20 protein-coding genes are annotated in these 22,559 nt (G+C 68.5%); 14 read left to right on the forward strand and 6 right to left on the reverse strand.

What is annotated here, in order from left to right:
• Positions 1 to 28: 28 nt before the first annotated feature.
• From ABD974_RS08180 to ABD974_RS08200, 5 genes are read left to right on the forward strand one after another with little or no spacing between them, the layout of a single operon-like run.
• A complete protein-coding gene (locus tag ABD974_RS08180; RefSeq protein ID WP_345302823.1) occupies positions 29 to 556 on the forward strand; it encodes a GTP-binding protein in 528 nt (175 codons plus the stop codon).
• Positions 553 to 1,491, forward strand: coding sequence for a hypothetical protein (locus ABD974_RS08185; RefSeq protein ID WP_345302824.1), 939 nt, complete (start codon positions 553 to 555; stop codon positions 1,489 to 1,491). The genes ABD974_RS08180 and ABD974_RS08185 overlap by 4 nt, the downstream gene beginning before the upstream one ends.
• A gap of 12 nt (positions 1,492 to 1,503) precedes the next feature.
• Complete coding sequence (locus tag ABD974_RS08190) at positions 1,504 to 2,388, forward strand: arginase family protein (RefSeq protein WP_345302825.1); 885 nt, start codon at positions 1,504 to 1,506, stop codon at positions 2,386 to 2,388.
• Between the two features lie 31 nt (positions 2,389 to 2,419).
• Entirely contained in the window at positions 2,420 to 3,223 is an 804-nt protein-coding gene (ygiD, locus tag ABD974_RS08195; RefSeq protein ID WP_345302826.1) for a 4,5-DOPA-extradiol-dioxygenase, read from the forward strand.
• Positions 3,220 to 3,822 carry a class I SAM-dependent DNA methyltransferase gene (locus ABD974_RS08200; RefSeq protein ID WP_345302827.1) on the forward strand — a complete coding sequence of 201 codons (603 nt, stop codon included), beginning with the start codon at positions 3,220 to 3,222 and terminating at the stop codon, positions 3,820 to 3,822. Before ygiD ends, ABD974_RS08200 begins: the two co-directional genes overlap by 4 nt.
• 69 nt (positions 3,823 to 3,891) lie before the next feature.
• On the opposite strand, the gene ABD974_RS08205 is transcribed toward ABD974_RS08200, so the two are convergent.
• The gene (locus tag ABD974_RS08205; protein WP_345302828.1) at positions 3,892 to 4,284 is read right to left on the reverse strand and encodes a TfoX/Sxy family protein; all 393 of its coding nucleotides are present in this window, start codon (positions 4,282 to 4,284) and stop codon (positions 3,892 to 3,894) included.
• Between the two features lie 107 nt (positions 4,285 to 4,391).
• On the opposite strand from ABD974_RS08205, the gene ABD974_RS08210 reads away from it, so the two are divergent.
• The 3 genes from ABD974_RS08210 (at position 4,392) to ABD974_RS08220 (ending at position 7,748) form a co-directional block, all read left to right on the forward strand.
• Entirely contained in the window at positions 4,392 to 5,693 is a 1,302-nt protein-coding gene (locus tag ABD974_RS08210; protein ID WP_345302829.1) for a polyhydroxyalkanoate depolymerase, read from the forward strand.
• A 148-nt stretch (positions 5,694 to 5,841) separates the two neighbouring features.
• A complete protein-coding gene (locus ABD974_RS08215) occupies positions 5,842 to 6,498 on the forward strand; it encodes a hypothetical protein (RefSeq protein ID WP_345302830.1) in 657 nt (218 codons plus the stop codon).
• Positions 6,495 to 7,748 (forward strand): Tle-like phospholipase domain-containing protein, encoded by a 1,254-nt coding sequence (locus tag ABD974_RS08220; RefSeq protein ID WP_345302831.1) that lies wholly within the window; start codon positions 6,495 to 6,497, stop codon positions 7,746 to 7,748. The genes ABD974_RS08215 and ABD974_RS08220 overlap by 4 nt, the downstream gene beginning before the upstream one ends.
• 108 nt (positions 7,749 to 7,856) lie before the next feature.
• Here ABD974_RS08220 and ABD974_RS08225 read toward each other — a convergent pair whose 3' ends face one another.
• Both ABD974_RS08225 and ABD974_RS08230 read right to left on the reverse strand, forming a co-directional pair.
• Complete coding sequence (locus tag ABD974_RS08225; protein WP_345302832.1) at positions 7,857 to 8,804, reverse strand: sensor domain-containing protein; 948 nt, start codon at positions 8,802 to 8,804, stop codon at positions 7,857 to 7,859.
• Positions 8,801 to 9,190, reverse strand: coding sequence for a PadR family transcriptional regulator (locus ABD974_RS08230; RefSeq protein WP_345302833.1), 390 nt, complete (start codon positions 9,188 to 9,190; stop codon positions 8,801 to 8,803). The genes ABD974_RS08225 and ABD974_RS08230 overlap by 4 nt, the downstream gene beginning before the upstream one ends.
• A gap of 206 nt (positions 9,191 to 9,396) precedes the next feature.
• On the opposite strand from ABD974_RS08230, the gene ABD974_RS08235 reads away from it, so the two are divergent.
• The 3 genes from ABD974_RS08235 (at position 9,397) to ABD974_RS08245 (ending at position 12,654) form a co-directional block, all read left to right on the forward strand.
• Positions 9,397 to 10,377 carry a peptidylprolyl isomerase gene (locus ABD974_RS08235; protein ID WP_425562649.1) on the forward strand — a complete coding sequence of 327 codons (981 nt, stop codon included), beginning with the start codon at positions 9,397 to 9,399 and terminating at the stop codon, positions 10,375 to 10,377.
• Positions 10,378 to 10,475: 98 nt separating this feature from the next.
• Positions 10,476 to 11,231 carry a metallophosphoesterase family protein gene (locus ABD974_RS08240; protein WP_345302834.1) on the forward strand — a complete coding sequence of 252 codons (756 nt, stop codon included), beginning with the start codon at positions 10,476 to 10,478 and terminating at the stop codon, positions 11,229 to 11,231.
• A 1-nt stretch (position 11,232) separates the two neighbouring features.
• On the forward strand, positions 11,233 to 12,654 hold the full coding sequence (locus ABD974_RS08245; RefSeq protein WP_345302835.1) for a serine/threonine protein kinase: 1,422 nt from the start codon (positions 11,233 to 11,235) through the stop codon (positions 12,652 to 12,654).
• Positions 12,655 to 12,674: 20 nt separating this feature from the next.
• Here the strand turns inward: ABD974_RS08245 and ABD974_RS08250 are convergent, their stop codons facing one another.
• The 3 genes from ABD974_RS08250 to ABD974_RS08260 all read right to left on the reverse strand — a co-directional run bounded on the left by ABD974_RS08250 (position 12,675) and on the right by ABD974_RS08260 (position 18,955).
• The gene (locus tag ABD974_RS08250; protein ID WP_345302836.1) at positions 12,675 to 14,108 is read right to left on the reverse strand and encodes a lipocalin-like domain-containing protein; all 1,434 of its coding nucleotides are present in this window, start codon (positions 14,106 to 14,108) and stop codon (positions 12,675 to 12,677) included.
• A 247-nt stretch (positions 14,109 to 14,355) separates the two neighbouring features.
• On the reverse strand, positions 14,356 to 16,791 hold the full coding sequence (locus tag ABD974_RS08255; RefSeq protein WP_345302837.1) for a TonB-dependent receptor: 2,436 nt from the start codon (positions 16,789 to 16,791) through the stop codon (positions 14,356 to 14,358).
• A gap of 118 nt (positions 16,792 to 16,909) precedes the next feature.
• Positions 16,910 to 18,955, reverse strand: coding sequence for a tetratricopeptide repeat-containing sulfotransferase family protein (locus ABD974_RS08260; RefSeq protein ID WP_345302838.1), 2,046 nt, complete (start codon positions 18,953 to 18,955; stop codon positions 16,910 to 16,912).
• Between the two features lie 151 nt (positions 18,956 to 19,106).
• Here ABD974_RS08260 and ABD974_RS08265 point away from each other — a divergent pair, with 151 nt between their 5' ends.
• From ABD974_RS08265 to fdhD, 3 genes are read left to right on the forward strand one after another with little or no spacing between them, the layout of a single operon-like run.
• Positions 19,107 to 21,464, forward strand: coding sequence for an FdhF/YdeP family oxidoreductase (locus ABD974_RS08265; RefSeq protein ID WP_345302839.1), 2,358 nt, complete (start codon positions 19,107 to 19,109; stop codon positions 21,462 to 21,464).
• Positions 21,461 to 21,727: a hypothetical protein gene (locus ABD974_RS08270; protein WP_345302840.1), complete on the forward strand. Its 267-nt coding sequence runs from the start codon at positions 21,461 to 21,463 to the stop codon at positions 21,725 to 21,727. The genes ABD974_RS08265 and ABD974_RS08270 overlap by 4 nt, the downstream gene beginning before the upstream one ends.
• Positions 21,724 to 22,521, forward strand: coding sequence for a formate dehydrogenase accessory sulfurtransferase FdhD (gene fdhD / locus ABD974_RS08275; protein ID WP_345302841.1), 798 nt, complete (start codon positions 21,724 to 21,726; stop codon positions 22,519 to 22,521). Before ABD974_RS08270 ends, fdhD begins: the two co-directional genes overlap by 4 nt.
• Positions 22,522 to 22,559: the final 38 nt, after the last annotated feature.

Consider the following 22,559-nt stretch of genomic DNA (forward strand, 5'->3'; position numbering starts at 1 on the left):
GCAACCGCATTCACAGAGCGAGAACGCCGTGTCATTCGAAAGCGCAAAACTGGTATTCGCCGGCCCCGTCGGCGCAGGCAAGACGACGGCGATCCGTTCGTTGTCGGACTGCGAACCGGTCTCCACCGAAATGCCGTTGACCGACGGCGCGATGGGCGAGAAGACCACGACCACGGTCGCCCTCGATTTTTCGCCGGTGCTGCTCGAAGACGGCACCCCGCTGCATCTCTACGGGCTGCCGGGTCAGGAACATTTCGCGCACATGCGTGCGATCGTGCTGGAAGGCGCGGTGGGCGTGATCGTGGTGCTGCCGGGGGACAGCGAGCGCATCGCCGCCGAATGCGAACACTGGATCCACTCGATCCGCGGAATCGCCCCCGACGCGGGCCTGGTGATCGGCATCACCCGCACGGATCTGGGACACGCCTTCCGCATGGACACCGTGCGTCAGGCCGTGCGTCGCTGCGGCGCGCCGATCCCGGTCTTCACCTTCGACGCCCGCGACCGCGAGCAGACTTCGCATCTGGTCCGCGCGCTGCTGCTCTCGCTCGATTGAACGCCGGGTCGCACGAGATCGTCTCGGCGTTCGCGCAGGCCGGTCTGGGCCTGCACCGCACGCTGCGCGAAATGCTCGACGAAGATCCGGCGCATCGCACCGAGCGTCGCGGTTGCGGCTACACCCAGGCCACGCGTTTCCTGTCGACGTTCGTCAACCAGCCACGCGCCGCGCTCGATGCGCAGGAAACGAGCGTCTTCGCCGACTGGTCGAAAGCGCGCACCGAAACGATCGCGCGACAGGCGTTCGACGCCGGCTGGCCGCAGGGGTGGCGACGGCTGGACCGCTGTCCTGCCGACATCCTCGAACGACTCGTTCCAGAGTCGATGGTTGCCGCGCTCGTACGCCTGCCGTCCGCACTCGCCGATATCGAAGCCTCGCTGCAGCGCGAGGAAAGCCGGCTGCTGATGACGCTGCTGCGGCAACTGCTGGTGCCCGATGCCCATGCGCGGCCGTCGCTGCGCGAAATGCGCGAGAAACCCGAGATCGGCAGTTGCTCGCAGGCGGAGGAATTCTTCCTCGAAATCGCTCACGGCCGGATCCGTCGCGGCGGTCGCGTCAACATCGTCGTCGATGCGGACGGCGCGCCGCTGCTGGTCGAAAAAATGAATCTCGGCGAATCGCATTCGGCGATGGCGGTGGCGCCGGTCGCGATCTGCGACGTGGTGCTGCCGCCGGGCGCACTGTTCGCGCTGCGCTATTCCGAAGACGCGCCACGGCTGCGCGACCTCGGATGCGGCCACGCGCTGCCCTGCGCCGCGATCGAAGAGGCGCGCTTTCTGCGCCTGACCACGCTGACGGTGTCGCCCGCCGTGCGTCGCCGCGCGTTCAGCGCGCAATTCGAGGCCCAGCTCCGCGGCGACATGCTTTCGCCGGCCACCACCACCATCGAGCACCTGCAGCACTTCGCGCACGAGCGGTTGGCGCGCGGCTGAGGCACGACGGCGATGCGCATTCCCGCCTTTTTCCATCCCGATTACGCGCCTGCGGACATTCCGCTGCTGGCGCGACTGGAGACCACCGCCGCCAAGCTCGAACGCCTGCGCCTGGTGGACCTGATGCGACCGGCGCCGTTCGACCCCGCGCGCCTCGCCGGATTGCACGACGCGCGCTACGTGCAGGCATTCCTGCACGGCGACGAGCCGATGGCGTCGCGCCAGGGCATCCGCTGGTCGCCGCAGGTGCGCGACGCCGCACTGGCGATGCTGGGCGGCCAGCTCGCGGCGGCGGAGACCGCGCGGCGGACCGGCATCGCGATGAACGTGGCGCGCGGTTTCCATCACGCCCTGCCGGATGCGGGCAGCGGTTTCTGTCCGTTGAACGGCCTGGCGCTGCTGGCGCATGTCGCCCCGGCGCAGCGGGTGATGGTGATCGACTGCGACGAACACGGCGGCAACGGCACCGAGGAATTCGCGGCGCGGCTGCCGAATCTCTACAACGTTTCGATCTTCGGCACGCGCTTCGGCTGCCGCGGCGGCGAGCGCTCCTGGGCGATGCAGGTGCGCGCGCGCGAAGAAGGCTTCGGCCGCTATCTCGATGCGCTGCGCGAAGCCGAAGCGCTGATCGACGCGCATCGTCCGGACCTGTTGGTCTATCAGGCGGGCGCGGACTGCCACGAGAACGATCCCAAAAGCCAGGTCGGCCTGACCACCGCGCAGATGTTCGCCCGCGACCTCGACGTTTTCCGGATGGCGCGCGACCGTGCGATCCCGATCGTGTTCGTCGTCGCCGGCGGTTATCAGGACGCGGATCGCGTCGCCCGTCTCAACGCCAATACGGTGCGTGCCGCGCGCAGGGTCTGGCAGCCGCGTTCGGGCGCCGACCATACTTGAGCCTTCCGGGCATCCGCCCCGCGAGAGCCGCATGAACGCCATCTCCGCACCGCCGTCCGACCGTCCGCAGCCGGTCCTGTTCCTCGGTCACGGTTCGCCGATGAACGCGATCGAAGACAACGCCTGGTCGCGCGCCTGGCGCGCGCTCGGCGAACGCCTGCCGCGACCGCGCGCGATCCTGTGCGTGTCCGCGCACTGGGAAACCCCCGGCCCCTGGCTGACCGGCAGCGAAGCGCCGGACACGATCCACGATTTCGGCGGATTCCCGCAGGCGCTGTTCGACGTGCGCTGGCCGGCGCCGGGCGATCCGGCCCTGGCGCAGCGCGTGGTCGAACTGCTCGGCGATGCGTTCGCGGCGCGGATCGACCCAGGGCGCGGCCTCGACCACGGCGCCTGGGGCGTACTGCGACCGATGTACCCGGAAGCGGACATTCCGGTGGTGCAACTGGGCATCGATTCGCGGCGCCCGGGCGCGTGGCACGTCGCGCTGGCCCAGCGTCTGGCGCCGTTGCGCGACGAAGGCGTGCTGGTGGTGGCGAGCGGCGACATCGTTCACAACCTGCGACTGTTCGACTGGCGCGATCCATCGCCGTTGCCGTGGGCGTCGCGCTTCCGCGACCGCGTCAACGCACTGATCCGCAGCGGAGACCTGGCCGCACTCGCCGACTGGCCGGCCCTCGGCGAAGACGCGCGTCTGTCCATTCCGACGCCGGAGCATTACATTCCCCTGCTCTATGCACTGGCGCTGGCCCGAGACGGCGATGCGCTGACCTTCTTCAACGACGATGTCATCGGCTCGCTGTCGATGACCTCGCTGCGCATCGGCCACCCATGACCGCGCCGGACAAGACCTACGACCGCCGCTATTTCGACACCTGGTACCGCAAGGCCGGGATCGGCGATGCGCAGCGGCTCGCGCGGAAGGTCGCGCTGGCGGTGGCCGCGGCCGAATACCATCTCGAACGGCCGCTGCGCAGCGTGCTGGACATCGGCTGCGGCGAAGGCGCGTGGCGCGCACCGCTGCTGAAGCTGCGGCCGAAGGCGCGTTACCTCGGCTTCGACAGCAGCGAATACGCGATCCGCCGCTACGGCGCGCGCCGCGACCTGCACTTCGCGCGGTTCGGCGATTTCGCGCAACTGCGGCCGTGCGCACCGGTCGATCTGCTGATCTGCAGCGATGTGCTGCACTACCTGCCGACCCGCGAACTCACGCGCGGTCTGCCCGGTCTGGCCGACCTGTGCGCCGGTGTCGCGTTCCTCGAAGTGTTCGCGAAGGAAGACGAGACCGAAGGCGACAACGTCGGTTTCCATGCGCGGCCGGCGCGGTTCTACCGCCAGCGCTTCGCGGCCGCGGGTTTCCGCTTCGCGGGTTCGCACTGCTGGCTGTCCCCGGCGTTGGCCGGCGATGCCGCGGCGCTGGAGCTGGGCGCCTGACCTCGGGTAGAGCGGCCTTCAGGCCGCTGCTTTTTGCATCCGTTGTCGATCAGCAGCCTGAAGACCGCTCTACCGCGGGCCCGTGCGCGGTTTCGCGCGTGATGTCTTCGCCCGCTTTTTCGCGGGTTTGGCCAACGCCGCACGCTGCGCCGCTTCCAGCGCGCGCAACGCCCACGGGCGCATCGATTCGGGCGAATCCATCGCCTCTTCCGGCGGCGTCCAGTAGCTGACGGTGATCGGCTTGGCCTTTCCGGCGTAGACGAACGGCGCGCCGCCGGCGGCGGCGAACGCGTCCCGGGTCAGGCCATCGGTCTTGAGATAGAGCGTGCCCTCGATCGCGAGGCCCACGATCCTCCCGTCGGCGTACAGGCCGACGCCCCCGAACATCCCCCGCGCGGCGATCCGGCCCACCGGCGCCAGCAGTTCCATGAACCAGGCGATGTCTTCGTCTCGTGCGGCCATGCGACGAGCGTAGCGCAATCGCCGGACTGCGGCGGGCGGCGCATTCCCCGGCACGGGATCGGTTATGCTGCGGCGCACCATCCCGCCACCGGAACAGGGGTTCGCCGATGTTGCTGTACCAGATGCACGAGCTGGGTCGCGCCTGGATGGCGCCGATGACCTATTGGGCGGAAGCCAATGCGCGGATGTTCTCCGCGCCCGGCAGTTGGCTGTCGAACCTGCCGCACGCAGCGCGCCTGGCCGCCGGCTACGAACTCCTCTACCGCATCGGCAAGGATTACGAAAAGCCGAAGTTCGGCATCCACAGCGTCACCAGCGACGGTCGCACCTATCCGGTGGTGGAGCGCGAAGTGCTGCGCACGCCGTTCTGCCGGCTATTGCGCTTCAAGCGTTTTTCCGACGAGACCGACGGCGTCGCCGACCTCAAGAACGATCCGCCGGTGCTGGTGGTCGCGCCGTTGTCCGGCCATCACGCCACCCTGCTGCGCGACACCGTGCAGACCCTGCTGCGCGACCACAAGGTCTACATCACCGACTGGGTCGATGCGCGCATGGTGTCGAAGGACGCCGGCGCGTTCACCCTCGACGATTATGTCGCCACCATCGAACAGTTCATCCGCCACATCGGTGCCGACGATCTGCACGTCATCAGCGTGTGCCAGCCGACCGTGCCGGTGCTCGCCGCGGTGTCGCTGATGGCGGCGCGCGGCGAACCGACGCCGCGTTCGCTGGTGATGATGGGCGGGCCGATCGACACCCGCGAATCGCCGACGGCGGTGAACAATCTGGCCACCGACAAACCGCTGTGGTGGTTCGAACAGAACCTCATCCACATCGTGCCGGCGAATTTCCCGGGCCGCGGCCGCCGCGTGTATCCGGGCTTCCTGCAACACATGGGTTTCCTCGCGATGAATCCCGAGCGGCACGTGATGTCGCACTGGGATTTCTACCAGGACCTGGTGAAGGGCGATCTCGACGACGCCGACGCGCACCGCCGCTTCTACGACGAATACAACGCGGTGCTGGACATGCCGGCGGAGTACTACCTCGACACCGTGCGCGTGGTGTTCCAGGAACACCTGCTGCCGCGCGGCCTGTGGCACGTGGCCGGCGAGCGGGTGACGCCCGCGGCGATCCGCAGCACCGCACTGATGACCATCGAGGGCGAACTGGACGATATCGCCGGCCTCGGCCAGACCCGCGCGGCGCACAAGCTGTGCACCGGCATCCCCGAAAGCGACCGGGTGCATCTCACCGCCCAGGGCGCCGGCCACTACGGCATCTTCAGCGGCCGCCGCTGGCGCGATCAGGTCTACCCGCAGGTCCGCGATTTCATCGCCCACCACAATGCGGGCGGGTCGAAGGCGGCCTCCGCCACGGTCACGCCGCTGCGTCGGAAAAATACGTGACCGATTCCGCAGTTCCGGGCTGTAACCGGGGCTGCGTCATGAATTCGGGCTATACAGGCGCGAGGGGATCGTGGATCCCCGTGTACGCCCCGAAGGGAGCCCGCCGGGATCGCGCCCGGACCGCTTCCCGCAAGAGATCGTGTGCCCCATGGACCGCAGACACACTTCGATGGCCGCCCTGATGATGCTCGCCACCATGACCACCAGTTGCCAAAGCGCCAACGCGCCGGACGCCGGCAAGCCGCCGACCGCCGCCAATGCCCCCGTCGCCGTCCCCGACATCCGGCCCACCCCGAATCCCGCGCCGAAGCAGACCTACCTGCTGACGCTCCGGTTCGCCGGATTGCCCGCCGCACTGACCGAGATCGCCGCAACCGCGGATTTCGAGGTCGAGAACCGCGAGTGCGTGCCCTACGACTTCGCCCGCGCGGCCGGCGGTGTCCGCCTGCCGCCCCGGCACAGCGTGACGCTCGACCTGCGGAAGGTCGACGACACCATCTGGACCGCCGAACTTCACGAAGACGCGCTGAACGACGAGGACTACTTCGGTCTCGGCGTCTGCCGCTGGGCGCTGAACACCGCCACCGTGCATTTCCACTCCGCGGCCACGCATTTCGTCGGCGGCATCGCCGCCGATCGCCTCGCCGCCGAGGCCGAAGTCACCGATCACTATCTGGTCCGCGACTTCGCGCAGAAACCCGCGCCGATGGACGTGGTGTTCGGCGAGGAATCGCCCGACTTCTACCAGAGCAGCGTCGGTCCGCAGTTCACCTTGACGATTGCCGCGCGCAGGGAGGCCCCATGACGATCACGAGCCGCGACTACGCCGCACTGAGCGAAGACTCCTACCGGCATCCGCAGTCGAATCCGAACTCGACGGTCACGATCGAGGGCGTGAACTATCGCGTCCTCGCGAACAGCGATCGCCCCAGCGGTTATCAGGGCACCATCTACCAGCGCGTCGACACCCACGAGATCGTGGTCGCGCACCGCGGCACCGAACCGAGCCGCGGCACCGGCGAACTGTTCCGCGACGCCGTGCGTACCGACGGCGGCATGGTGGTCAACGGCGTCAACAATCAGACCCAGGACGCGATGGACCTGACCCGCCGCGCGGTGGAAATCGCGCGCGCCGAGGCCGAGCGCACCGGTCGTCCGGCGCCCGAGGTCACCGTCACCGGGCATTCGCTCGGCGGCACGCTGGCGCAGATCACCGCGCACGAATTCGGCCTGAAGGGCGAAACCTTCAACGCCTACGGCGCCGCGGGCCTGCGCCAGGGCGTGCCCGCCGGCGGCAACGACGTGATCAACCACGTCCGCGCCACCGACGTCGTCAGCGCGGCCAGCCCGCACTACGGCCAGACCCGCGTCTACGCCACGCCCGACGACATCGAGGCGCTGCGCGACGGCGGCTATCGCAACGACCGTTCGCGCTGGGACATCCGCAATCCGCTGGAAGTGGCCTGGGATCGCGGCGGCCCCGCGCACGCCATCGGTGCGTTCGTCCGCGCCGAAGGCGGCGGCCCGCTGATGAGCCAGGACAACCTCCAGCGCGCGCAGCAGTTCGATCCGATGATCGACAAGTTCCGCGACGACGTCGGCGGCATCCGCAGCGGCATCACCAACACCTCGATCGGCGTGCAGGACGGCGTGCAGCGCGTCCGCGACGGCTGGAACCGCCTGTTCTCGGAGAACAGCGCAGGGCCTCAGCAGTCGCCGCTGGTGAGCGACAACCCGATGCTGGCCCAGGCCTATCGCGAATTCGACCGCACCGGCCAGCAACCGGATGCGCGCGTGGTCGCCGGCGTGGTCGCAGGCGCGCAGCAACAGGGCCTGACCGGCATCGATCACCTCGCAGCCAACAACGGCACGCTGTTCGCGGTGCAGGGACGGTCTCCGGACGATCCGGCCGCGCGCATCGCCAACGTCAGCGTCGATACCGCGATGCGGCAGCCGCTGGCCGCGAACTCGGAAGTCTCGGCGCAAGGCCAGACCCAGCTCGCGCAGGCGCCCCAGCAGGATCAGGAACAGACGCGCATGGCCATGCGCGCCTGAGCCCGGAAGCATCGGAACACGAAAAAGCCGGCGCTGGACGCCGGCTTTTTCTTTGCCCGTTTCCGGACCTGTCGCATCAGGAAGTCCGCGATCGGCGAAGACCCGCGATCAACCGTACTGCGCGCTCTTCACCAGCAGACGCTTCGCGAACTGACCGTGCATGTAGCCGATGCCGCGCGCCACGTGCAGGGTGCCGAACAGCATCAGGACGCCCAGCACCAGCATCAACGGCAGCGCCATGATTCCCAGCGACGAGAACAGCACGCCGTTCTCGATCGTGAAGTACATCCAGTCGCCGGAACCCGCTCCCATCGTGGCGATGCCGAGCCAGACCATGATCGGCGCGAGGATGAAGGACAGCGACAGCGACAGCAGGGTCACCGCGATCGTGAAGTAGACGATGCCCAGCGGCAGCATCAGCAGCATGTACAGCATCGAACTCCAGTTGCGCGGGTCGGCGAACAGTTCGCCGATGCGGGCCATCAGCGGCTTGCCGCGGTTGCTGTACAGCGGGCGGCGCGGCATGCGCTCGCCCAGCATCACCTCGACGATCCGGCCTTCGAGCAGCGACAGCATCCGCACCGAACCGAAGAACAGGATCGCGAACGGAATGCCGATGATCAGCACCGCGAGCCCGATCGACAGCGAAATGCCGGTGACCACCCAGGTGAAATAGAACACGCCGGTCGCCAGCGACAGCAGCATGTAGAACAGCGCCGCGTAGGTGCGCGGCTCGGCGACGACGCCGAAGAATTTGCCGAAGACCGAGCGCCTCGGGCGCGAGGGCGGCGTGCGCAGCGCGGTCTGCACCTTCACCTCGGTGTCGCGGTAGATGTCGGCGACCTCCTCCGGCGCACCGTAGCTGGACGCGACCTGGGCGATGACCTCGGCTTCGGTCTTGCCGGGGTTCTCGGCCAGTTCCGAACGCAGGTATTCCTCGGCGTCGTAGAGCGCGTCTTGGATCAGCGCCGGATCGGCGCCCGCCAGCGAACGCCGCAGGTGTTCGAGGTACTCGGGGATATTGGTCGGCAGCGGCGGCTGCGCGGTGGTGTTCATGAGAAGCCCCCTTTCAGGACGGAGTCGACGGAATCTCGGGTGGCGCACCAGGCCTGGGTCCAGGCCTGGAGGATGTCGCGGCCGGTCGGCGTGATGCGGTAGTAGCGGCGCGGTGGGCCGCTGATGGACGGTTCCACTTCGCTGGCCAGCAGACCGGCGGCTTCCAGATTGCGGAGCACCGGATAGAGCGCGCTCTGCTTGCCGCTCAGCACGCCGTCGCCCTGGCGCTCCAGAGTCTTCGCGATCTGGTAGCCGTACATCGGTTCTTCTGCGGCCCCCAGCACGGCCAGCAGCGCCAGCGACACGGTCCCGGCGGAGAGCTCCTTCTGGAACTTCCGCAACAGGGCGTCGCTGGCATCGTCGTGGGTGGCGGACTGCGGGTTCATGGCGCTCCCCTGCGGTGGTGGGCTGCGGCAGGTCGACTTGAAACGACCTGCTGAATATCTTGAAGCTCACTCTATTCATAACTTTGACATAGTGGATGTGCCGGAGGTCATTCACGGGCGCCATCACGGTCGCGACGCCGCGTCGCGCTGGCCCGGGTCGAAGTTCTCGGCCAGAATCGGCGGAACATCGAAAAGGAGATCCCGCCATGACGTCCCGCAAGCGCCTGCCCCGCCCACGTGCCCGGATGGCAGCACCGCTGCTGGTCGCCGCGCTCCTCACCGGCGCCCTCGCCGCCGGCGCGCAGACACCGTCACCGGAGGCGAAGCCGCGCTCGATGCAGGAGATCCTCGATGGCTCGAAAGCGGGCGACTGGCGCAACCTCGACCCCATGCGCACGCTGTACATGGACTTGGACGCCGGCCGTGTGGTGATCGAACTGGCGCCGGAATTCGCGCCCGCGCACGTCGCCAACATCCGCGCGCTGGCCAAGGGCGGCTTCTGGAACGGGCTCAGCATCAACCGCTCGCAGGACAACTTCGTGGTGCAGTGGGGCGACCCGGCCGAGGAAGAGAAGGACCGCAGGCCGCTGTCGAAGGGCGCCAGGGCGAAGCTGCCGGCGGAGTTCACCCGCAGCAACCGCAACATCCCGTTCACGCCCCTGCCCGACGCCGACGGCTGGGCGCGCCAGGTCGGTTTCAGCGACGGCTTCCCGATCGGTCTCGACACCTCCGACGGCACCGCCTGGCTGGCGCACTGCTACGGTGCGGTCGGCGCGGGTCGCGACGTCGCCGCCGATTCCAGCACCGGCGCCGAGCTCTACGTCGTCATCGGCCAATCGCCGCGCCAGCTCGATCGCAACATCACCACCGTCGGCCGCGTCGTGCAGGGCATGGAGCTGCTGAGCGTGCTCCCGCGCGGCACCGGGCCGCTGGGCTTCTACGAGAAGCCCGAGCAGCGGGTGACGATCCGATCGATCCGCCTCGCCGCCGACCTCAAACCGGCCGAACGCCTGAAGCTGCAGGTGCTGCGCACCGACACGCCGCTGTTCGCCGAACTGGTCGAAGCCCGCCGCAATCGCCGCGACGATTTCTACAAGCGCCCCGCCGGCCACATCGACCTGTGCAACGTGCCGCTGCCGGTGCGCACCGCGCCGGAGCCCGCGCCCGCGGCGAAACCGAAACGCTGACGACCGCAGCGATCGCGGCGACCTGGTTCGACCAATCGCCAATCGCCGATCGCGCGGCATCGGCCTAGCATGGGCGCGATCTCCCGCCGGTCCACGCCATGCGCCTCGCCCTGCTCGCCGATCTGCACGCCAACCGCGAAGCGACCGAGGCGTGCCTGTCGAAACTGCGCAAGCTGGGCTTCGACCGCGCCGTGCTGCTCGGCGACATCGTCGGTTACGGCGCCGATCCGGAATGGACGGTGGACGAAGCGCAGCGGCTGATCGACGACGGCGGCCTCGCGGTCTACGGCAATCACGACGAAGCGGTACTGCGCGACGCGCAGGCGGATGCGCAATCGACGAAGCACGCGCACGCGCAGGCGGCGATCGACTGGACCCGCGGGCGGCTCTCCGCCGCGCAGCGCGCGTTCCTCGCCGCACTGCCGGCGAGCATCGAGGACGAGGATCGGCTGTACGTCCACGCCAACGCCTGGGCGCCGCTGCAGTGGGGCTACATCAGCAATGCGCTGGCCGCGGCCCAGAGCATCGCGGCCACGCGCCAGCGGGTCACCTTCTGCGGCCACGTCCACGACCCCGCGCTGTATCACTCGCAGCCCGAAGGCGGCGCCCGCCATTTCGCGCCGACGCCCGGCGTGGCGATGCCGCTGCTCGGCAGCCGGCGCTGGCTGGCCCTGCCCGGTTCGCTGGGGCAGCCGCGCGACGGCAACCCCGCCGCCTGCTGCGCGCTGTACGACACGACGCGGGGTTCGCTGACGCTGCTGCGCGTGGCCTACGACCATCACGCCGCGGCCCGCAAGATCGCCGCCGCCGGCCTGCCCGAATCGCTCGCGAAACGTCTGGTGGAGGGTCGCTGACATGCCTGTACCGCTGACGCCCGGGCTGGTCATCGACGGGTTCGAACTGATCGCCCCGCTGCACGAAGGCGGCATGGCCACGCTGTGGCGGGTCGCCCATCCCGATCACGCGATGCCGCTGCTGATGAAACTCGCGCGCATCGGCTATGGCGAAGCCGCCACCCAGATCGTCGGCTTCGAAGTGGAACGCATGATCCTGCCGCAGTTGCGCGGCCCGCACGTGCCGCGGTTCGTCGCCGCCGGCGATCATCACGACCAACCGTGGCTGGTGATGGAGCATCTGGCCGGCGATACGCTGCGACCGCTGCTCGACAGCGCGCCGTTGCCGCCGCAGCAGGTCGCCGAACTCGGTGCGCTGGCCGCGACCGCGATCCACGCCCTGCACCAGCAGGAGGTGATCCATCTCGACATCAAACCCAGCAACCTGCTGCGCCGGCCGGACGGCAGCGTCGCGCTGATCGATTTCGGTCTCTCGCATCACGCGCACCTGCCCGACCTGCTCGACGAACAGTTCCGCGTCCCGATCGGCACCGCGCCCTACATCGCGCCGGAGCAGGTGCTGGGCGTCCGCGACGAACCGCGCAGCGATCTGTTCGCGCTCGGGGTGACGCTGTACCACCTCGCCACCGGCGAACGGCCCTTCGGCAATCCCGGCAGCCCCGCCGGCCTGCGTCGCCGCCTGTATCGCGATCCGGTGCCGCCGCGCGCGCTGCGCCCGGAGATTCCGCGCTGGCTGCAGGAAGTGATCCTGCGCTGTCTCGAGGTCGATCCCGACGCGCGCCACGCCACCGCCGCGCAGCTCGCGCACGATCTGCAGCATCCCGAACAGGTGCCGCTGACGGCGCGCGCCGACCGCAGCCATCGCGACGGACGCGTGGCCGTGATCCAGCGCTGGTGGAAGAATTTCGGGCGCGAGCGCGAACCGCGCCGCGCGGTGACCGATCATCTCGACCAGGCGCCGCTGCTGATGGTCGCGGTCGACCTGAAGCACGAGGATGCGGCGCTGTGCGCCGCGCTGCGCGGCACGCTGCAGCGGATCGTCTCGACCTTCCCGCATTCGCGCCTGGCCTGCATCACCGTGATGCGCACCGCGCGCATCGGCCTGGACAGCAATCTCGACAGCGAAGGCCGCAACCGCCACGTCAAACGCCTGATCGCCCTGCGCGACTGGGTCCGCCCGCTGGGCCTGGACGAGCATCGCATCACCGTGCACGTGCTCGAACACAGCGATCCCGCGCACGCGCTGCTCGACTACGCCCGCGACAACGGCGTCGATCATCTGATCATGGGCGCGCGCGGCGTCACCGGCGTGCGTCGGATTCTCGGCAGCGTCTCCGCGCGCGTGGTCGCGGAAGCGCCGTGCACGGTCACGGTGGTGCGTGCGCCCGCGGCGCACGACGGCGACGCGGAAGAACCCGCATAGCCGTCGGCACGTCGACGCGCTCAGCAGGCCTTCAATCGCGCCAGCGAATACGCCCGATACGACGCGACCGATTCGAAACCCACGGATTCCATGTAACCGAGACCATCGGCGTACTGGCCCGACAGATCGGTGTAGTCGGCCGGAATCTCGGCGCAGATCGCGCCGTTCGGGCCGTTGAACGTGCCGTCCGGAAACCAGGGCGTGGCCACGCCCGACAACGGTTTGCCCACGAAGATGTTCTCGACGCCGCTGTAACCGCGCACCACCGGGATATCGACCATGGGCCCGGACGTGCCGACGCGCGCCGGGAATGCATTCGGAAACAGCAGATCCAGCTTGCCCTGGATGAAGATCGCGTCCCAGCCGCCGTTGTTCGGCGTCAGGAAATAACCGTAAGACAGCGCGGGCGCATCGTTCATCGCTCCGAGCACGAACCCGGCGCCGGTGAACGCCTGGCCGTTGTCGAGATTGTGGAACTGCCACACCCAGCCGTTGTAGGGCGTCGCATCCTCCACGAACGGCACCGGATGCACCGCGCCGTCCGGATTCTCCAGGCTGCTCATCATCAACTCGTGATCGATCCAGCCGGTGCCGGAAATGATGGTGTAGCAGGTGCCGTCGATGGCGATGCTGCCGCTCACCTGCAACTGCGGCCAGCTGTAGTAGATGCCCGGCGTGGGCAGCGGCGTGAGCCCGGTACCGCCGGCGGTGACGCTTTCCGTCTTCGGCACGCCCTGCAGGAAAAACGCGGAATCCACCTTCGTCGCGGCGTTCTGGGTCAGCACGATGTCGACGGTCATGTGGTCGCCGTCGTTCACCTTCACGGCGAGCGGCAATACGTCCAGCGAACCGCGCAGCGAATCGTCGCCGCAGACGAAGTACAGGCTGTCGGCGCCCGGCTGGCTGAAATCCGCCTGCCCGCCCTTCGCCGGCCACTGCACGTTCGGGCGCCGGCGATGGATCGAACGTTTGCCCGGTCCCATGTCGACGGTGACCGTCACCAGATTCGTCGCCACCGTGGCATCGAGCGCCGACCAGCCGGCCGCCTGCTGCGCCGCCGTGCCGATCGCGCGGATCTTCTCCATCGACAGCAGCAGCGATACCCGTCCGGTCTCGCCCTCCGGGGTCATCACGTTCATGTGGCAACCGACCCAGTACCACTCCAGGCCCATGTCGGCATGCATGTGGTGATCGTCCGGAAACGACAGCGCATACGACGCCGTCGGCGCCACGCTGCCCACGCTGCTGGCGCGGCCGAGCAGCGTGTTGATGGTCCACATGATCGCGCCGGGATCGGCGGCATCGTCGAGGCGGCCCGCCGCTTCGTAGATCTCGGCGAAATCCGGAATCTGCAGCGGCTGGTTCGTATCGGGGTCGTCGATGGCGTTGACCGCGGCCAGCACGTCCTTCAGATAGGCCTGCACCACGGGTGCGACCGGCGTTCCGTTGCCCATGTCTTCGTTCCTTGAGGTTGTCGATGACGCGGTGGAACCATAGCACCGGCGGGCAGCCCGGCGCACCATCATCGAAGGGTGGGAGCCGCGCGCCGAAGCCTGCGTGACCCGTCACGCACGAACGCACCGTCGTTGACGCGCGACGCCCCCGCGCATCAGGATGCACGCTGTGCACTTTGCGGATGTCCAAAAAAACAGGCCGCCCGAAGGCGGCCTGTCGATGCTGCGATGACACTGCGGCGTCCGGTCAGAATTCCTGACTGAACTTGACGCCGAAGGTGCGCGGCTGGCCGGCGGTCGAATAGACCTGTGCGGCGCAGACCTGCTCCGGGCACTGCACGTTGCGGCCGTACTGCGCGTTCTCGTCGAACAGATTCTTGATGAAGAAATCCACCGACCAGTTGTCCTTGCGCACGCCGAGGGCGAAGTCGGCGAGCGTGTAGGACGGCAGATCGCCGAGGATGTTGCGCTCGACGATGCGCAGGTCCGAGGTGCGACGGCCTTCGTGCACCACCGAACCCTGCCAGTAGGCTTCGAGCGAGCCGATGTCGAAGGTGTAGCGCGCGGTCAGGTTGCCCTTGTAGTCGGCGGTGACCGGCAGGCGGGTGCCGTCCGGCGCCAGCGGCGCGGCGCAGACCGTTTCCGGATTGCCGTTGCCGTCGACTTCGCCGCAATAGTTCTCGGTGAGTTCGGCGTCGTAGAAGCCCACGCCCGCGGACAGCCGCAGGTTGTAGCTCGCGGCCCAGTTCACGTCCATTTCCAGGCCCTGGATGCGCGCCTGGTTGGCGTTGCGGATTTCGGTGAGACCGTTCTGGCCAAGGATCGGGAACTGGAAGTCGTCCCACACCTGATGGAAGGCCGCGCCGTTGAAGGTCAGGCGGTTGTCGAGCCACGACGTCTTCCAGCCGAGTTCGTAATTGGTGAGGAACTCGGTGATGTATGGCGGCAGCGTGCCGCGGCGGTTGATGCCGCCCGGACGGTAGCCTTCGGACCAGGTGAAGTAGGCCAGCTTGCCCGGCGCGAACTTGTACGACAGGTTGAACTTGCCGAGGGTGTCCTTCTCCTGCACGTCCTTGTCGAACACCTTGCAGGGCGCGCCGTTGAACGACGGCCAGTTGGCCGGGTTCGGACCGTACTGCACGATGCACGCGGCCTCACCGTAGCGGTTCTGCGGCAGCTGGCTGCCCTGCGAGGAGTAGCCGTTGGCGAAACCGAAGAAGCCCTTCAGCGCGTTGTCGGCGCGGAAGTGGCGGAAGCCGACGGTCGCGGTGAGCTTGTCGGTGAAGTCGAAGGCCAGTTCGCCGAAGATCGCTTCGTCGTGGTCCTTGCGCTCCTGCTGCGTCAGCCAGATCGTGTCTTCCCAGCCACGCACCGACAGCACGTCGGCGAGACCGTCGATGCGGTAACGCTGCTCGATGTCGTGCGACTGGTCCATCCAGAACAGGCCGGCGACGAAACGCAGGCGCTGGTCCTGCGGCGAGGCGAGGCGCAGCTCGTGGCTGGTCTTTTTGTAGCCGTCCTGCGCCTGGATGTACTGCGCCGGATTGATCAGGTCGCCGCTGTCGTCGTAGAAGTACGCGCCGTAGCCGAACAGGGTGTCGTACCAGAAGCCGTAGTCGCTGTAGTCGGAGTCGCTGTCGACGTCGCGCTTGAGGTGGGCGAAGGCGTAGGTCAGATCGAAGTTGCCGATCTTGCCCTGCACGGTCAGCGCGGCCTGCGCCCAGCGGTCGTCCGAGGACTCGGGATAGGCGTGGCTGATCTGGCGCTCGCCGATGGTGGTGTCGTAGCCGAAGCTGCCGTTGGCCTTCTGGCGCTGGCCCATGATCGTGGGCGTGATCGTCCAGTTTTCGTTGAGGTCGAGCTTCAGCGCCAGGCGCGCGCCGACGGTGTCGACGTCGTTGTAGTTGTCCTCGACGCGGTCGGCGTTGTTCTGGGTGATGCCGGAGGTCGGGAAGGTGCGCTCGCTGTAGACGTTGTCGATCCAGCCGGCGTCCTTCTTCTCCCAGCCGACGAGACGGATCGCGGCGCGATCGGAGATCGGCACGTTGACGAAGCCTTCGACCACGTGGCCCCAGCCGCCGCCGTCGATGGCGTTGGCTTCGACGCCGTAACCGGCCGAGAAGCCGGCGGTGTCGGGCTTGCGGGTGATCAGGCGCAGGGTGCCGGCTTCGGAGCTGGCGCCGTACAGCGTGCCCTGCGGGCCCGACAGCGCTTCGACGCGCTCGATGTCGTAGACGTGCAGGTCGAGCGCGCCCTGGATGGTCGTGATCGGCTGTTCGTCGAGATAGATGCCCACGCTCGGCAGCGGGCCGGAGTGGTTGCCGTCGCCGCCGCTGGCGACGCCGCGCATGTAGACCTGGCCGAAGCCGGGGCCGTTGGGCGAGATCGAGACGCTCGGCAGCATCTTCGCGTAATCCTCGAAATCGTTGACCTGCAGTTCGTCGAGCTGCTGGGCGCCGATGACGTTCAGGCTGATCGGCACGTCCTGCGCGTTCTCGGTGCGCTTCTGCGCGGTGACGGTGATGGTGTCGAGCGAGGGACTCTCGTCCTTGGCTTCGCTCTGCTGGGCCATCGCCGCACCGGCGAAGACCATGCTGCCGAAGGCGACGTAGATGGCCGCGGTCAGCGGCATCCTCGCCAGGTTCGCCTTGCGGCGGGTTGCGGAACCACGTGTGTGACGCATTGGACTCTCCCCGGGTGGTAGGAACATCTCGATGGAAGCGGTTGCACTGAAATGGATGGATTGAAGCAACTGGAACGGAACGAACGGAACGCTGGAACGCGACGGGACGGTGGCGACCTCAGGCGGGCTGCGCGCCGGCCGGCGCGGGAAATTCGGGCACCTCGGGATACGCCTGCAGCACCGCCCCAAGCGCGGATTCGAGCGGGCCGAGCCACGGCGCGTAGTGCCGCCACTGGTCGACGCCGTCGCGGTTGATCGGGCGGCGCACCTGTTCGGAGCTCGCGGTGCGCACCGGCCGGTCGTTCTCGAAGAAGCGCAGGCAGCGCTCCTCGAACGGCAGGCCGCAGTAATCGAGCAGGCGGCGGACTTCGGCCTCGGTGTCCTCCACCATGCGCTCGTAGATCACGCGATGGACGCGGTCCGGCTGGCCGATGGCCGCGAACACCGCGTCGAAATGCGCCATCAGTTCGACGTAGTCGTGGTAATAGCGACCGATGTCGCCGAGGCGGTAGCTGAAGCTCTGGCCACGCGCGAAGTGCTGCTTGAAACCGGAGAAACAGCAGGCCATCGGATGCCGGCGCGCGTCGATGATCTTCGCGTTCGGCAGCATCAGGTGGATCAACCCCAGATGCAGGAAATTGTTCGGCATCTTGTCGATGAACAGCGGCGCGTCGGTCTTGCGCTGCACCCGGGTGCGATCGAGGAACTGCCGGCCGAGTTCGGCGAAGGTCTCCGGCGGCAGTCCGGCCAGGACTTCGTGGTAGTGCGTGGCGCCTTCGACGCCGCGGCGCAGGGCGCGGGTCATCGAGATGATTTCGGGCAGCTCCATCGTGCCTTCCACCGCGGAATGGCTCGACAGGATCTGCTCCAGCAGCGTGGAACCCGAGCGCGGCAGGCCGACGATGAAGATCGGGTCCGGCGCGGGATCGCCGCAGCCGGCGCGTTCGGCGAAGAATGCCGACGTGTAGACCTGCTTCGACTGCGCGACGCGGGCGCTGGTGTCGCCGGCGCGGTACGGCACCAGCTCGACGCGGAGCCGGTTGCCTTCGGCGTAATGCGCGAACGACGCTTCGTATTCGGCGCGATCTTCCAGCGCCTTGCCGAGACTGAATTCAAAATGCAGACGATGCTCGGTGTCGAGATCGTCGCGCTCAAGCTGCGCGCGCATCGTCGCGATGTCGTCGTCGTCGAAGCGGATCGTCTTCAGATTGGCCAGGCTCCACCAGGCCTCGCCGAATTCCGGCTCCTCGCGCACGCAGTTGCGATAGGCCGCGATCGCATCGGCCTGCCGGCCTTCGGTCTTGAGCGCATGGCCATAGCTCATCCACAGCCGCGCGTTGTGCGAGTATTCGCGCACCAGCGCGTCGTACAGCGCGATACCCTGCCCGTATTCGCCCAGGCGGCACAGCACCGCGGCCTTGAGCGTGCGTGCGCCGGGATTGACCGGGTCGTCGTCCAGCAGCAGGTCGAGCTGTTCCAGCGCCTGCTGCGACTGCTGGTCGCGATGCAGCATCAATGCGTAGTGCTGGCGCGCCTCGCGGAACCCGGGCGCCAGTTCCAGACAGCGCCCGAACAGGCGCAGCGCCTCGGGCGTCCGACCCACGCGCACCGCCAGTTCGCCGAGCATGCGGATCGCGACCACGTCGGTGGGATGCTGTTTGAGCCAATCGCGCAGCAGGCGCTCGGCCTCGGGCAGGCGGTTGGCGTTGAGATCGTCGGCCGCCTGCAACAGGTGCGGGTCGCGCACCGAAGTCCGGACGTAGCCGGCGTAGGCGGCATCGGCGTCCTTCGGCCGGCCGACCGCGCGCTGCAGGTCGGCCAGCGCCAGCCAGACCTGCGGCAGGCCGGCATTGAGCGCGAGCGACTGCTGCAGGGCGACGATCGCTTCTTCGGTGCGGCCGGTCCGCGACAGCGCCAGGGCGTATTCGTAATGCACCCGCGGCATCTCCGACGCGGTGCGGGTCAGCGGACCGAGCACCTCGATCGCGCGATCGAAACGACCGCCGAGCCGGTGCGAAATGCCGAGGATCATCAGTGCGACCGGATGGTCGCGCACCACCCGCAGCACTTCGACGGCCTGTTCGCCGGCCAGCTCCGGATCGCTGCCGAGCAGGCGGGAAGCGTGGTTCAGGGCGACATCGAGCGTGGCGGTGGCTTCGGACAAAACGGGTCTGCTTGGTAGGTTTCGGGCGACAGGCATCAGGCCCGCGTTCCTGGGGCCAAGCCGACAATCTACGCTGGCGGGCTTTCCGGCGTCCAGCGCCGCGGCCCGGCGGCGCGGCCCGTCCCCGGGCGGCCTGCGTTAGCATGCGGGCATGGCAGAACACCGCGATGACGAAGCGCCGATCCGGCCGTACGACAAGCCCGCCGGCGGATGGGATGCACTGAAGGCCTCCTGGCAGGCGCTGCGCCGGCAGGATGCGGTGCTGCGCGGACCGGGCACCCTGCTGCGCACCAACCAGCCCACCGGCTTCGACTGCCCGGGCTGCGCCTGGCCGGACCGCAACCCGCACTCCACCTTCGAGTTCTGCGAGAACGGGGTGAAGGCCGTCGCCAACGAATCGACCGGCAAGCGGGTGACCGCCGCATTCTTCGCCGAGCATCCGGTGGCCTGGCTGGCGGAACAGAGCGACGAATTCCTCGAAGCGCAGGGCCGGCTGACCGAACCGATGGTCTACGACCCCGGCAGCGACCGCTACGTCCCGATCGGCTGGGACGCGGCCTTCGCGAAGATCGCCGCCGCGCTGAACGCCCTCGCCTCGCCGGACGAGGCGATCTTCTACACCTCCGGGCGCACCTCGAACGAGGCCGCCTTCCTGTACCAGCTGTTCGTGCGCGCCTACGGCACCAACAACCTGCCCGACTGTTCGAACATGTGCCACGAACCCTCGGGCGTGGCGATGACCGAACAGATCGGCAGCGGCAAGGGTTCGGTGACGCTGGACGACTTCGAACGCGCCGATGCGATCTTCGTGTTCGGCCAGAACCCCGGCACCAATCATCCGCGGATGCTCGGCGAACTCCGCCGCGCCGCGAAGCGCGGCTGTCGCATCGTGGTCTTCAATCCGCTGCGCGAACGCGGGCTGGAACGCTTCACCGATCCGCAGTCGCCGGCGGAAATGCTTGGCGGCGGTTCGACCGCGATCGCGTCGCATTATTTCCAGCCGAGGATCGGCGGCGATCTCGCGGTGGCGCTGGGCATGGCCAAGGTCGTGATCGAGCACGCCGACGCCGAGTCCGAGCCGCACGCCACCGAAGGCGCGGCGCTGGATCGCGCCTTCATCGCCGCCAACACCCAGGGTTACGACGATTTCGCAGACCTGGTGCGCGAGACCGCGTGGCCGGAGATCGAGCGCGAATCCGGCCTGTCGCGCGTGCAGATCGCGCAGGCCGCGCAGGTCTATCTCGACAGCGGCGCGACCATCCTGTGCTGGGGCATGGGCATCACCCAGCACCGGCGCAGCGTCGCCACCCTGCAGACCTTCCTCGGCCTGCTGCTGCTCCGCGGCAACATCGGCAAACCCGGCGCCGGCCCCTGCCCGGTGCGCGGCCACTCCAACGTGCAGGGCGACCGCACGATGGGCATCTACGAGAAACCGTCGCCGACGTTTCTCGATCGTCTGGGCGCCGAATTCGGTTTCGCGCCGCCGCGCGCGGACGGTTTCGACACCATCGCCGCGATCGAGGCGATGCGCGACGGCCACGGCAGGGTGTTCTTCGCGATGGGCGGCAATTTCGCCGCAGCCACGCCCGACACCGCGCTCACCCACGCCGCGCTGCGCAACTGCGCGCTGACCGTGCAGGTCAGCACCAAGCTCAACCGCTCGCATGTTGTCCACGGCCGCGAGGCGCTGATCCTGCCCTGCCTCGGCCGCACCGAGATCGATCAGCAGGCCGGGGGCCTGCAGGCGGTGACGGTGGAGGATTCGATGAGCATGGTGCATCTGTCCTCGGGCATGAACGCGCCGGCGTCGACCACGCTGCTGTCGGAGCCGGCGATCGTCGCGCGGCTGGCGGCGGCGACCTTGCCCAACAGCGGCATCCCGTGGCTGTCGATGATCGAGGACTACGACCGCATCCGCGACCGCATCGCGCGGGTGATTCCGGGCTTCGAGGACTTCAACGCGCGCGTCCGCCATCCCGGCGGATTCCATCTGCATCATCCCTGCCGCGAGCGGGTGTTCCCCACGCCCTCGGGCAAGGCCCGGTTCTTCGCGCATGCGCTGGTGGATCGCATGCATTCTGCCGGAGAGACCGTAGGAGGGGCTTCAGCCCCGATTGACCCACCCGCGACGTCATCGGGGCCGAAGCCCCTCCTGCAGTTGATGACGGTGCGCTCGCACGATCAGTACAACACCACCGTCTACGGCAACGACGACCGCTATCGCGGCGTCCACGGGCTGCGTCGCGTCTGTTTCATCTCGCGCGCCGATCTCGACGCGCAGGGCCTCGCCGACGGCGAGCATGTCGATCTGGTGTCGGTGTGGCACGACGGCGAGCGCGTGGCGCCGGATTTCCGGCTGATCGCATACGACATTCCCCCGGGCTGCCTCGCCGCGTATTTCCCCGAAACCAACGCGCTGGTGCCGCTGGATCATCACGCCGAGCGCGCGCGCACGCCGGCGTCGAAATCGATTCCGGTGCGACTGCAACGACGCAGCGTCACCGCATGAGCGAGGACGCCGCCCTCGCCCTGCTCCGCCTGCTCGCGGAGGACGGCGACGTGTCGATGCCGCGCGCGGCGAAGCGCCTCGGCCTCGGCGCGAGCGAACTGCAGCGGCTGCTGGTCGCGCTGGGCGACGATCCGCGGTTCGACGGGCTGGATCTGGTCGAACGCCACGTCGAACCGCATGCCGGCGGCGCGCGCACGAGGCTGCGCCTGACCGCACGCGGACGCGCGCTGTGCGCCGGACACCTGCCGGACGCGACGGCATGAGCAATGGCCTGCGCCTGCGCGAAGCGCTGCATGTCGCCGACGGCGGCGCCGCGCCGCGCGAGGAATGGGTGATCGAGGAAACCCCGGTCGCCCTGCTCTACAACGGCCTGTCGTTCGCGGTGATGATGGCGACGCCCGCGGACCTGGAGGATTTCGCGCTCGGCTTCGCGCTGTGCGAGGGCATCGTCGAGACGCCTGCGGAGTTCGCGCTGGTCGATCTGGTGCGCAGCGAACGCGGGATCGCGCTGCACGCGGCGATTCCGCAGGCGCGCTTCGATGCGCTGGACGCGCGGCAGCGCGGCCTCGAAGGCCGCAGCGGCTGCGGCCTGTGCGGCATCGCCAGTCTCGACGCCGCGCTGCGTCCGGCGCGACCGGTCGGCGCCGGACCGCGATTCGACGCGGCCGCCATCCACGCCGGCCTCGCCGCGCTGTCCGCGCAGCAGCCGCTGAACGCGCGCAGCGGCGGCGTGCACGCCGCCGGCTTCGTCGACGGCGATGCATTGCTGGTGCGCGAGGACGTGGGCCGGCACAACGCGGTCGACAAGCTCGTCGGCGCGATGCGGCGCGCCGCGCCCGCGATCGATCCGTCGAACGGGTTCCTCGCGATCACCTCGCGCGCCTCGTACGAAATCGTGCACAAGGCCGCGAACGCCGGCATCCGCATCGTCGCGGCGATGTCGGCCCCGACCGACCTGGCGATCCGACACGCCGAGTCCGCGGAACTCACGCTCATCGCCTTCGCCCGCGATGGGCGGATGAACGTCTACAGCGGTCGCGAACGCATCGCGCCGTGATCGCATCGCCCTCCCCCGCACGCGGGGGGTGAGACAGC

The organism is Lysobacter hankyongensis, from assembly GCF_039543145.1.
GTDB classification, from domain to species: Bacteria; Pseudomonadota; Gammaproteobacteria; order Xanthomonadales; family Xanthomonadaceae; genus Lysobacter_I; species Lysobacter_I hankyongensis.

Bases quoted from the DNA above. Each gene is read 5' to 3' on its own strand.
- ABD974_RS08190 (WP_345302825.1), top strand. From the start codon at position 1,504: ATGCGCATTCCCGCCTTTTTCCATCCCGATTACGCGCCTGCGGACATT.
- ygiD (WP_345302826.1), top strand. From the start codon at position 2,420: ATGAACGCCATCTCCGCACCGCCGTCCGACCGTCCGCAGCCGGTCCTG.
- ABD974_RS08200 (WP_345302827.1), top strand. From the start codon at position 3,220: ATGACCGCGCCGGACAAGACCTACGACCGCCGCTATTTCGACACCTGG.
- ABD974_RS08205 (WP_345302828.1), bottom strand. From the start codon at position 4,284: ATGGCCGCACGAGACGAAGACATCGCCTGGTTCATGGAACTGCTGGCG.
- ABD974_RS08210 (WP_345302829.1), top strand. From the start codon at position 4,392: ATGTTGCTGTACCAGATGCACGAGCTGGGTCGCGCCTGGATGGCGCCG.
- ABD974_RS08215 (WP_345302830.1), top strand. From the start codon at position 5,842: ATGGACCGCAGACACACTTCGATGGCCGCCCTGATGATGCTCGCCACC.
- ABD974_RS08220 (WP_345302831.1), top strand. From the start codon at position 6,495: ATGACGATCACGAGCCGCGACTACGCCGCACTGAGCGAAGACTCCTAC.
- ABD974_RS08225 (WP_345302832.1), bottom strand. From the start codon at position 8,804: ATGAACACCACCGCGCAGCCGCCGCTGCCGACCAATATCCCCGAGTAC.
- ABD974_RS08230 (WP_345302833.1), bottom strand. From the start codon at position 9,190: ATGAACCCGCAGTCCGCCACCCACGACGATGCCAGCGACGCCCTGTTG.
- ABD974_RS08235 (WP_425562649.1), top strand. From the start codon at position 9,397: ATGACGTCCCGCAAGCGCCTGCCCCGCCCACGTGCCCGGATGGCAGCA.
- ABD974_RS08240 (WP_345302834.1), top strand. From the start codon at position 10,476: ATGCGCCTCGCCCTGCTCGCCGATCTGCACGCCAACCGCGAAGCGACC.
- ABD974_RS08245 (WP_345302835.1), top strand. From the start codon at position 11,233: ATGCCTGTACCGCTGACGCCCGGGCTGGTCATCGACGGGTTCGAACTG.
- ABD974_RS08250 (WP_345302836.1), bottom strand. From the start codon at position 14,108: ATGGGCAACGGAACGCCGGTCGCACCCGTGGTGCAGGCCTATCTGAAG.
- ABD974_RS08255 (WP_345302837.1), bottom strand. From the start codon at position 16,791: ATGCGTCACACACGTGGTTCCGCAACCCGCCGCAAGGCGAACCTGGCG.
- ABD974_RS08265 (WP_345302839.1), top strand. From the start codon at position 19,107: ATGGCAGAACACCGCGATGACGAAGCGCCGATCCGGCCGTACGACAAG.
- ABD974_RS08270 (WP_345302840.1), top strand. From the start codon at position 21,461: ATGAGCGAGGACGCCGCCCTCGCCCTGCTCCGCCTGCTCGCGGAGGAC.
- fdhD (WP_345302841.1), top strand. From the start codon at position 21,724: ATGAGCAATGGCCTGCGCCTGCGCGAAGCGCTGCATGTCGCCGACGGC.